Source organism: Spirosoma sp. (assembly GCF_048594605.1).
Lineage (GTDB): Bacteria > Bacteroidota > Bacteroidia > Cytophagales > Spirosomataceae > Spirosoma.
On the sequence record NZ_JBMDWV010000154.1, the window covers coordinates 1 to 11,026 of the forward strand.

Below are 11,026 nucleotides of genomic sequence, written 5' to 3' on the forward strand. Positions count from 1 at the left end.
TCCCGATGTTCTTGCCAATTAAACCAGACATTATTGTTTGTTTAAAGTAAGCAGGTAAAATTTAGATACTCTATTCCAACTCAGACCTTCTGAATCGGGCCGCAAAATTAGATAAATAATTAGATGATTCCTATATCTATCTAAAAATCAGCCTCAAAAACAAAAAAGGTCAGGCGTGCTACACCTGACCTTTTACGGACATACAATACTTTGTCTCGCAAAAGCTTGTTTGTCCAAAAGTCAGATGTGGTTTCCACCGAATCACGTAGATCTTGGCGGACCTTCATCCTCGTATGTTATTGATTCTATTCCGAGTTTGGGAGTGCAAAAGTAGAAAATAATAAGCAGAAATGGAAAAATATTTTTAAGAAAATTGTATGATCGTTACGTTCGGTTTACTTCTATCCGTTGATCGTAAGCTTTATCAACAGTAGGTTTACCTGTTTGTCTGATTTTAGTACGTAAATATAAACGCCTGAATTTATCATCTTTTATGTCTCAGCCTGTCACCCGTCGTCAAACTCTGGCGGCTCTAACGGCTTCTGTGGGAGCCATTGCTGTGTCGAGTTCATCAGAAACTATGGCCAATTCAAAAGCCCCATCAGCTTTTACCCTCTGCCTAAATATGAGTACAATTCGAGGACATAAACTCGGGTTTGTGAAAGAATTAGAGGTGGCTTCAAAAGCTGGGTTCAGGTCGGTTGAAATATGGATTGAAACATTACAGCAGTATCTGAAAAACGGCGGCACCACAGCTGATGCGCGCAAGGTATTGAAAGATAATGGTATAAATGTTGAAAACGCTATTGGATTTGCTCCCTGGATTGTTGACGATACTGAGGCTCGTGCGAAAGGCCTTGATCAGCTTAAACGTGAAATGGAAATGCTGGCGGAGGTGGGATGTAAGCGGGTTGCTACGCCACCTATAGGGGCACAAACGCCTGGAAGTCCTAAGATTGATTTATATAAGGCTGCTGAGCGCTATCGGGCTATTTTAGAGCTAGGCGATAAAACAGGCGTAGTACCGCAACTGGAATTATGGGGTTTTTCGCCCAATCTGAGTCGACTAAGTGAAGTTATGTTTGTGGCAATTGAAAGTGGGCATCCATCGGCAAGGGTGTTGTTAGATATCTATCATCTTTATAAAGGTGGCTCCGGTAGCGTTGGCTTACCACTGGTAGGAAAATCAGCCATTGAAGTATTCCATGTGAATGACTATACCGCTGATTTTCCAAGAGAAAAAATCACGGATGCCGATCGGGTATTCCCTGGAGATGGCGTAGCACCGATTCGCGATACGTTGAAAATCATTAAACGTAGTGATAAGCCAATCGTCTTGTCTTTAGAAGTATTTAATAAATCGTATTACGCACAGGATGCCCAAACCGTAACCAATACGGCAATGACGAAAATGAAATCGATGATCGCTGGGATCTAACTAATAAAGAACTACCGAAATTTAATCTTCTATCTATTGTTAGAAAGCCCAGGCCATTAGTCCACCATCGACAGCGATGGTTTGACCTGTTATATAGCTGGAAGCAGGCATACTCAGAAAAGATACGGCAGAAGCTACCTCTTCTGGTTCGCCAATTCGATTCATGGGTGTTCGTTTCAGAATGCCCTCTAATTTTTCTGGATTGGTCAGCACAGGAGCTGCCAAAGGCGTTTTGATATACCAAGGCGCTACTGCGTTTACCCGAATGCCATCGGGCGCCCATTCGACGGCTAAATTGCGGGTTAACTGGAGTAGAGCAGCTTTTGTCATTCCGTAAAGTGAACCGCTACTGGTATGAGACAGGCCAGATACTGACGAAACAAAAATTATCTTTCCACTTCCCGATTCTTTTAGTAGAGGATAAGCGGCCTGACTTAATTCGTAAGCTGAGCGAAGATTTGTATTCAAAATGTGCTCGTACTCATTTGAATTATAATCAGTGGTAGGCTTACGAATATTAGTTCCAATATTGTTGACCAAAATATTTAACGATTTCCATCTATTATTCACGGCCTTAATAATCTGGTGTGCTACATTCGGTTGGCTTAGATCTGCAGCCAGCCCTTCAACTACATGCCCTTGCTGTCGGTACGTAGTTAATTGCTCCTGAAGCAAATCGTTATCGCGAGCAACAATAAATACCGATGCGCCAAGCCCAAGAAATTGACGAACTATAGCTTCGCCAATACCTTTTGTGCCGCCCGTGACCAGGGCACGCTGACTATTGAGTGACCAAAGTGTTTGATTCATAAGCTTGATTAAGCGATCGTAAAGCCTAAAACGTACTGCATTCAGCGCAAAATGATACAGAATGATATCTGTAGTTAGCAGAAGGTTATTACTACGTTAGTGTGAATACGATACAACATTCTACAAATTTCTATACTTTTGTTCAGAGTTTTCGGTGCCTGATGTCGCTTCATGGCGACTTTCACGGCTTAAAAGGGAAGTTGGTGTGATCCCAACACTGTCCCCGCAACTGTAAGTTTCTTTAAAATTGGTTCACTCTGCATGACCACTGCGCTAGTTGTAGCGTGGGAAGGTCGGAACCAATGAGACGAGTCAGGAGACCTGCCGACGACGATCCGCTGTTTGCTGTTCGGAGGAGACAAGCTAACTGCGTGCCGGTATGACGGTTTGAAATTTCGGTGCATATTTTACCTAAATAGTGAGAAAACAACCCAGTTTTTGGTGGGTAATTAACGTGTTTGTCGGTTTACTGGCCGGACAGGATTGTTATGCACAATCAGATTCATCGTCGATGAACTCAGTACGTTCAGGCCCTCCTGTATCACTCTCGGTTGTTACTGTACGCGCTATCGCACCTGAACGATTTTCGGCAGGTCAAAAACTACAGCGTATCGATTCTGCTACGTTACTACAATTCCGGTTTGGCCTATTAACCGATTTATTGACCTTTACGACACCGCTAGCCTTCAAAAATTACGGACCGGGACAGTTAGCTACTGTTTCTTTTCGAGGAACTTCGGCCAATCATACAGCTGTGCTTTGGAATGGCATTAATATTAATCAACCTAACCTGGGGCAAACGGATTTTTCAACATTAGCTGTAGCGGGTTTTAATCGATTGGCCGTACAGTATGGGCCGGGTGGCTCCGTAATTGGCTCCGATGCGGTAGGCGGAAGTATTTTATTAGGAAGCACTCCCAACTGGGAGACAAAATTTGGCGCAACAATTGGCCAGCAATTGGTTTCGTTTGGGAATAACCAAACTCAGTTGGGCATTCGGTATGGCGGAGCCTTAGGGAAATCTTGGAATTTTTCGGGCCGGACGTTTGGCTATCGAAACCAGATGAATAACGATTACCCGTATCGCGAGCGTAGAGGGTATTTTGTTGAGCAATCTACTACAGGACAGCGAGGGTTAGTTCAGGATTTATACGTTCGTCACAAAAGCGGGCGGCAGTTGTCTGTCAATGCCTGGTTAACGGATAATGATCTGATTCTTGCACCCCAAGATACTATTGCCAGAGAACGTACTCGAACGCAATCAGTACGTTTATTAGGTACTTACGAAGCGAACCAGATGACTGTTCGTTTAGGCTGGATTCGGGACGTAATCGATTATGCCAAGGGTAGTTATTTACAATCCAGCCATACATCCACTGACCGATTTATTGGACGTATTGAACGCGAGTTTTTGCTCTGGCCTGCCAGCCAACGTACTAATCTGAGCTTGCGGATCGGTGGAGAATGGTCGCATTATCAAACATGTACTGATGGATATGGCGACGGATTGATTACTGAAAACAGACAGGATTTATACGCTTTGTTACGTTTTCAGACGGATCGATGGTTAGTGTCTGCTAATCTGCGCCAGGCATTTGTTACGCGCTTCAATCCTCCTACAACCCCGTCTTTGGGAACTGAATACAAGCTTGTAAAACGTAGTGGAATGGCCTTAACAGCTAAAGGCTCGGTAGGGTACAGCTATCGGGTGCCTACCTTGAATGAACGATATTGGCTTGTTTTGGGAGATCCTGATCTTCGACCCGAACGAGGAATAAATGTAGAGGGTGGATTAGCTACCAACGTTACGTTCTCTGAACATTTGAATCTGGATGCTGAAGTCACGGCCTACCATAATCGTATCGATGACTGGACATATTGGAATCCTACCAAGGATTATCATGTCGAAAATCTTCAACTGGTTGTGGCCCGTGGTGCAGAGATAACCAGTACGTTGACGTATACAAAAAGCCGGTGGAAGACTGGTATACATACGGGATATGGTTTGACGCGCACTTCCCAGGAACGAGCTTACGATACGTATGCTCAAGACGTTGTCGGAAAGCAGTTGCCTTATGTGCCCGTGCATACTGGTACCCTGACTGCTTATGTACAACGTAACCGTACTCGATTAACCATACAATCGCAAACAACGTCGCGCCGGTTCGTCACCTTTGATAACAGCCAGTTTTTGAAAGGTGTTACGATGACAAATGTATTAGTAGAGACGATTGCCAAACTGGGGCCTGTTCCGATTCGGATACAAGGGCAGATAAATAACGTATTTGATGTGCTGGCGCTCAGTGTAAAGCGCAACGCCTTGCCCGGACGTAGCTGGGCACTTAATGTTCTTTTTAATTTTCCATCTATTACTCCATGAAAAAGCAATTAACAAAAGGAATTGCACTTTGCCTGTTGGCGATTAGCGTCTGGAATTGTAAAACCAATGATCCTGAATTAACTCCTTATGAATCAGGTGCATTTATTATTAATTCGGGTAACTTTCTAGATAACAACGGCTCGATTTCGTTTCTGCCCAAAAACGCAAAGACGGCTTCGACGGATATTTTCAACACGGTCAATGCGCGAACGCTGACGGGTGGCCTACAGGATTATACTGAAATTGATGGGAAAGGTGTGATTCTGGTCGATAATAGCACGGCTGGGCAGGATAAAATCGAAATTGTAGAATCGGGTACGTTTAAGTCATTGGCAACCTTTCAGGCGCCTGATGTCGAGAATCCTCGCTACGTTGTAAAAGCTGGACTGAACAAGGCGTACATTAGTTGCTGGGCGGCTACGGGTAGTTCGCCTTTCTATGTCAATCCAGGCTACGTTTTAGTAATAGATCTGGCGTCCAGAACGGTCAAGAAAAAGATTACGGTTGGTAAAGGGGCTGAAAAAATCGTTGTTATTGGTAACGAAGCTTTTGTTGGTAGTGTCGGTGGCGATCGCGTTCTGACGGTTATCAATACTGATACTGACGAAATCAAGCAACCGAGCGTTGAGGTTGGTGTAAACCCGAATCCAATTGCAGTAGACGCGAACAATAGATTATGGGCCTATGCATCATCGACAAAAGAAGTGGTTCAGATTGATCCGTCAAATAAAAGCGTAATCAAGCGGCTCGTTGTCGGAAATTCAGCCAAATCGCCTGGGTCTTTTGCCATAAGCGCCGACAAGAAGACCTTCTTCTTCGTCAACTCATTCTATGATGCTGCCGATAATTATAAAGAGAAAGGAGAAGCCTATCAGTTCTCAATTGATGCCAGCAGCATTCCAGCCACGACTCCTTTTATTGGACGACTGTTCTCCGGCTTAGGTGTTGATCCTGAAACGGGAACAATTTATGCTGGTGTAACGCCGTCTTACAAGCAGGCGGGTTACGTACTACGTTATAAACCAGGCACTACAACTGCTACGTTAATTGATTCAGTAAGAGCTGAAATAGCTCCTTCCAAGTTTTACTTCCGATGAGTAAACGCAGGGCGATCATGAACTGGAGTGGAGGCAAAGATTCCGCACTGGCCTTATATTATGCGTCCCGATCAGAACACTTTACAGGTTACCAACTGCTCACCAATATTAATGAGCAGTTGGGCCGTGTGAGTATGCATGGTGTTCGTACAGAGCTATTGATTGCTCAGGCTAATCGGTTAAGACTGCCCTTGGAAATGCTACGTTTACCCGGCGACGTATCAATGGAAGTATATAATACGTGTATGCAGATCATGATGCAAACCTTTGCTAATCAGGGTATGACGGATGCAATTTTTGGCGATATTCTTCTGGAAGACCTCCGACTATATCGGGAAAAACAGCTACAGCAAGCTGGGATTAAGCCCTGGTTCCCACTTTGGCAACGTAACACAACCGAACTGATTCATGAGTTTGTCGATTTGGGATTTCGGGCAGTGCTGGTCTGCGTAAATGCCGAAAAGCTAAGTCGTGATTTTGTGGGCGAAGAGTTGACGCTTGATTTGATAAAAGAATTTCCTGAAACAGTCGATCCCTGTGGCGAAAATGGAGAATATCACTCATTTGTTTACGATGCGCCTAACTTTTTGTCTCCCATTGCTTATCAGAAAGGGGAGGTTGTTCATAGGACTTATGCATCTGCTATCGACACCGACAGCCATAACTCTGAACCAGTAAATCGGTGGGATATCGGATTCTGGTATCAGGATTTGCTCTTAAATGAGTAAGCTGCTGATGTATAAACAAATAGGGCTTCTGCTGATTGTAGAAGCCCTCTTTGTTTATACGGGTAGTAATTAAAATAATCGCCCTATCAAAATCAGTACAATAGCTCCGAATACTGAAATCAGCAAATTCATCACCAAGCCGTCATTTTCGGGGTCATTACCCATACGCTTGGCAATAAAGCCGCCAATCCAGCCACCAACAATACCTAGTAGTATGTTAACGAGCGCCGAGTTGTGGCTGTCCATAATTCGGCTGGCAATAAATCCGGCAATGCCACCGAGTAAAATTGAATACAAAAAGCCCATAGTAGTAAAGGTGTTATATGCAGTTGCCAACGTAGCGACGCAATGCTACACAAAATTTAAATTAGTACTATATGTAGATTAAATTGACTACGAAAATTGAGGTGCTTATGGGTATAAATGAGCGGTTTAATTATTTTTACGTAATTGACTTTCCCATTCTCAAAATCCGAGCCTACTTTTCTCCCTGGAATTATGAAGTCTTTTTTGTCTACTAAACGCTCCGTGATTTCTCGTCGGACGGTAGCAATATCTGCGTCGGCCCTGATCATAGGTGGAGCTTTTATCGGCGCATATCAGAATCGAAATCTGGGGGCTGCTTCAAGCCCTTATTTAACAAAGTTATTCGCCAAACTAAGCGACGATGATAAACGCGACCCCAAGTATGCTGTTGGGAGCCTTAACGTAGCGCCAGGTTTACAGGCAACGCTCTTTGCTGCTGAGCCAATGCTCAGCAATCCTACCGATATTGACGTCGATGCCCGCGGTCGTGTATGGGTGTGCGAAGCTTACAATTACCGGCCAGCCATCAACGGTAATCCTACTCGTAAAGAAGGTGACCGTATCGTCATTTTAGAGGACACAAACGGGGATGGAAAAGCGGATGTCAGTAAAGTATTTTACCAAGGTCCCGACATTGAGTCACCCCTGGGAATTTGGGTACAGGGTAACAAGGTCATCGTATCCGACAGCCCTAATGTATGGGTGCTAACGGACGAAAATGGCGACGACAAAGCCGACAAAAAAGAATTACTCTTTACGGGAATCGGTGGTGAGCAACACGACCATGGTATGCACACCTTCGTGTTCGGGCCCGATGGTAAATGGTATTTTAATTTCGGCAACGAGGGTAAACAGTTGCTCGATAAAGATGGAAAACCGGTTGTCGATATTGCCACTGGCAAAACCATCGATAAGCAGAATTTTAAGCAAGGAATGGTATTTCGCTGCGACCCAGACGGTAAGAACGTAGAGCTCTTGGGCCAAAATTTCCGGAATAATTATGAAGTAGCTGTCGATTCTTATGGTACGTTGTGGCAGTCAGACAACGACGATGACGGCAACAAAGGCGTTCGGATCAACTACGTAATGGAGTATGGGAATTATGGGTACACCGATGAGTTAACAGGCGCAGGCTGGCAAGCAAATCGAGAGAATATTGAACCCGAAATTCCCCGTCGTCACTGGCATCTTAATGACCCTGGTGTTGTGCCAAATCTGTTGCAAACCGGCGCTGGTTCGCCAACAGGCATCATAGTTTATGAGGGTAAGCTGCTGCCTGAAGTTTTCCGTAATCAGGTGATCCACTGCGATGCTGGTCCGAACGTAGTACGTTCTTATCCAGTGCAAAAAGATGGGGCAGGCTATAAAGCGGAGATTGTAAATGTACTGGAAGGCACGCGCGACCAGTGGTTCCGTCCGGCCGACATTTGCGTAGCACCTGATGGATCGCTTATCATCGCCGATTGGTATGATCCGGGCGTCGGTGGTCATCAGGCGGGTGATCAAAATCGGGGGCGTGTATATCGTGTAGCACCACCTAATACGCCTTATACAATGCCCAAAGTAGATGTTTCGACGACGGACGGCGCCATTGAAGCTCTACAAAGCCCGAATATGGCAATACGTTACGCCGGCTGGCAAAAACTCCACGAGATGGGCAAAAAAGCAGAAAAGCCGTTAGCCAAATTGTTCAAGTCTTCCGACAACCCTCGCATGCAGGCGCGTGCGTTGTGGCTATTGAGCAAATCAGAAAAAGGCACAAAGTATATCGAAACGGCGCTGAAAAGCGATAACCCTGATCTACGGATCACGGGTCTTCGTGCAGCCCGTGAACTAAAAGCTGATATCATTCCGTATGTGAAACAGCTTGTCAATGACCCGGACGCTCAGGTACGCCGTGAATGTATTATTGCCTTGCGTTCTAATACGTCACCCGAAGCACCAGGCTTATGGGCAAAACTGGCCAGTCAGTATGATGGAAAAGATCGCTGGTACCTGGAGGCACTGGGCATTGGTGCAGAGGGTAATTGGGATACGTACTACACCGCCTGGTCAAAGCAACAGGACCCACTGGCCAATGCTGCCGGGCGTGATATTGTTTGGCGAGCTCGCACGAAAGAATCAGTGCCTATGCTGGCTAAGCTAGCCGCTGATCCCACTGTTGATCTAAATCAGCGGTTGCGGTATTTCCGGGCATTCGATTTTAACCCCGGTGCTACGGAGAAATCGAATGCATTGTTAGCCATTCTTCAGGCGAACAGCGGCTCCACCGAAGCGTCGGCCACCGACGTAACGAAATTAGCACTACGTCATCTTGACCCTACTTTTGTAAAGAATTCGTCTGTGGCGGCTATGGCCTTAAGCAAACTCATGAATGATGTATACGGATCACCTGAATACATTGAACTGGTAACGCGCTATGAGCCAATCTCCGAAAACGATCATTTGAAGCAGTTGGCAGTTCAAAAGGCTATGGAAGCAACAGGGCGCGATGCCGTCAGGCAGTTGCTAAAGCAAGGCGGGGGACCGTTGGTTTGGGAAGTCATCAATGGAAACGATCCGGATGCCGCTGTAAATATGCTGATGGCGCTACGACGGGTTGGTAATAAAGAGTCGGTTGAGATTCTAAAAACGGTTGCCTTGGATGATAAACGGGCCGTAGCGGTACGTCGGGAAGCGACACGTTCATTAGGGGGAAGTTCAGAAGGCGCCGATCTGGTTGTTGCTCTGCTGAAGTCAGGCGATATTAAGGACGATTACAAAAAAGCCGCAGTACAGGGCGTTAGTGGCGACTGGCGTAAGAATATTCGCCAGCAGGCTGCTGGTTTTCTGGATGGTGGCCAAAGTGCTGAAGGGAAAAAACTTCCGGCTATCAATGAATTATTAGCCTTAAAAGGCGATGCTACTAAGGGCATTAGTGTCTTTAAAAACAACTGTGCGATTTGCCATCAGGTAAACAACGAAGGCATGGATTTTGGGCCAAAACTTTCAGAGATTGGCTCGAAGCTGCCCAAAGAAGGTCAATATCTGGCTATTCTGCATCCCGATGCGGGAATCAGCTTTGGTTACGAAGGCTGGGAGGTAAAATTCAAGGATGGTAGTTCAATGACCGGAATTGTGTCCAGCAAAACCGAAACCGATTTACAGATGAAATTCCCCGGTGGTGTCGTCCAGAACTACAAAATGTCGGACGTAGTATCAATGAAGCAAATAGACTCCTCTATGATGCCATCCGGTTTGCAGGAAACCATGGCCACGCAGGAATTAGTCGATTTAGTTGAATATTTAGCAAGTTTAAAAAAGAAATAACCTGAACCAGGGTTTCGTAGAATTATTGACACAACGCTTCCAGCATATGTATCATAATTCTATGAAACCCTGGTTTACCCCTTAATGTATGCAACGACGGAACTTTGTAAAATCAACTTTTGGCGCGGCTGGACTGGGCCTTTCTGCTGCCGTTTCTGGTGAATCGGTAGCTTCTACCTGGCATTCACAGCCCAACTTTTTGGCTAAAAACAACTTTAAACTCAAGTACGCTCCGCATTTTGGCATGTTTGAAAACAGCGCTGGAAAAGACCTGATTGATCAGCTCAAATTTATGGCTGATATGGGTTTTACAGCGCTGGAAGATAATGGCATGATGGGGCGTGACGCATCGACGCAGGAGAAAATCGCTCAGGAAATGTCTCGTCTGGGTATGACTATGGGGGTATTTGTGCTCGATAAGGGCGGCAATTCGCAGAATACCCTGGCAGCGGGTAAGCCCGAGTTTGTCGATATTTTCCTGAAAGGGTGTCAAAAAGCAGTTGAAACGGCCAAGCGCGTAAATGCTAAGTTTACAACCGTTGTCCCAGGCGATTTTGAGCGAAATCTGCCAATTGGTATTCAGACAGGTCACGTTATCGATGCGCTACGTCGTGGGGCTGATATTCTGGCACCTGCCGGAGTAACCATGGTGCTGGAGCCGCTCAGCGATACGCCCAATCTGTTTCTCCGTACGTCAGACCAGACCTATGAAATTTGTCGGGCTGTTAACAGCCCTGCCTGTAAGATTCTGTTTGACATCTATCATATGCAGAAAAACGAGGGCCATATCATTCCGCATATTAACTGGTGCTGGAGCGAAATTGGCTATTTCCAGATTGGCGACAACCCCGGCCGGAAAGAGCCAACAACGGGCGAAATCAACTACAAGAACGTTTTCAAGCACTGTTACGACAAAGCCAAAGCCAGCAACCAAGAGTTTATCTGGGGCATGGAGCAC

Annotated in this window: 8 protein-coding genes and 1 riboswitch; of the genes, 6 read left to right on the plus strand and 2 right to left on the minus strand. The window is 45.6% G+C overall.

All coding sequences use genetic code 11. From position 1 onward, the window contains the following. Nucleotides 1-493 precede the first annotated feature (493 nt). Nucleotides 494-1,438 (plus strand): sugar phosphate isomerase/epimerase family protein, encoded by a 945-nt coding sequence (locus ACOJS8_RS09815; protein ID WP_420148361.1) that lies wholly within the window; start codon nucleotides 494-496, stop codon nucleotides 1,436-1,438. Between the two features lie 39 nt (nucleotides 1,439-1,477). Here the strand turns inward: ACOJS8_RS09815 and ACOJS8_RS09820 are convergent, their stop codons facing one another. Next, a complete protein-coding gene (locus ACOJS8_RS09820; RefSeq protein WP_420148362.1) occupies nucleotides 1,478-2,248 on the minus strand; it encodes an SDR family oxidoreductase in 771 nt (256 codons plus the stop codon). A 135-nt stretch (nucleotides 2,249-2,383) separates the two neighbouring features. Further along, a riboswitch (cobalamin riboswitch) is annotated at nucleotides 2,384-2,592 on the plus strand. 74 nt (nucleotides 2,593-2,666) lie between these two features. Between ACOJS8_RS09820 and ACOJS8_RS09825 the strand changes: the two genes are divergently transcribed. Genes ACOJS8_RS09825 through ACOJS8_RS09835 form a run of 3 tightly spaced genes read left to right on the plus strand, consistent with a single transcriptional unit; the run spans nucleotide 2,667 to nucleotide 6,453 of the window. After that, the gene (locus ACOJS8_RS09825) at nucleotides 2,667-4,628 is read left to right on the plus strand and encodes a TonB-dependent receptor plug domain-containing protein (protein WP_420148363.1); all 1,962 of its coding nucleotides are present in this window, start codon (nucleotides 2,667-2,669) and stop codon (nucleotides 4,626-4,628) included. Next, complete coding sequence (locus ACOJS8_RS09830) at nucleotides 4,625-5,725, plus strand: YncE family protein (protein WP_420148364.1); 1,101 nt, start codon at nucleotides 4,625-4,627, stop codon at nucleotides 5,723-5,725. The genes ACOJS8_RS09825 and ACOJS8_RS09830 overlap by 4 nt, the downstream gene beginning before the upstream one ends. Next, complete coding sequence (locus ACOJS8_RS09835) at nucleotides 5,722-6,453, plus strand: ATP-binding protein (RefSeq protein WP_420148365.1); 732 nt, start codon at nucleotides 5,722-5,724, stop codon at nucleotides 6,451-6,453. The genes ACOJS8_RS09830 and ACOJS8_RS09835 overlap by 4 nt, the downstream gene beginning before the upstream one ends. Nucleotides 6,454-6,522: 69 nt before the next feature. On the opposite strand, the gene ACOJS8_RS09840 is transcribed toward ACOJS8_RS09835, so the two are convergent. Continuing rightward, on the minus strand, nucleotides 6,523-6,759 hold the full coding sequence (locus tag ACOJS8_RS09840) for a GlsB/YeaQ/YmgE family stress response membrane protein (protein WP_420148366.1): 237 nt from the start codon (nucleotides 6,757-6,759) through the stop codon (nucleotides 6,523-6,525). 192 nt (nucleotides 6,760-6,951) lie between these two features. On the opposite strand from ACOJS8_RS09840, the gene ACOJS8_RS09845 reads away from it, so the two are divergent. Continuing rightward, on the plus strand, nucleotides 6,952-10,068 hold the full coding sequence (locus ACOJS8_RS09845; RefSeq protein WP_420148367.1) for a PVC-type heme-binding CxxCH protein: 3,117 nt from the start codon (nucleotides 6,952-6,954) through the stop codon (nucleotides 10,066-10,068). Nucleotides 10,069-10,156: 88 nt separating this feature from the next. Continuing rightward, nucleotides 10,157-11,026 (plus strand): hydroxypyruvate isomerase family protein (locus tag ACOJS8_RS09850; RefSeq protein WP_420148368.1); only part of this gene is annotated, 870 nt, incomplete at its 3' end.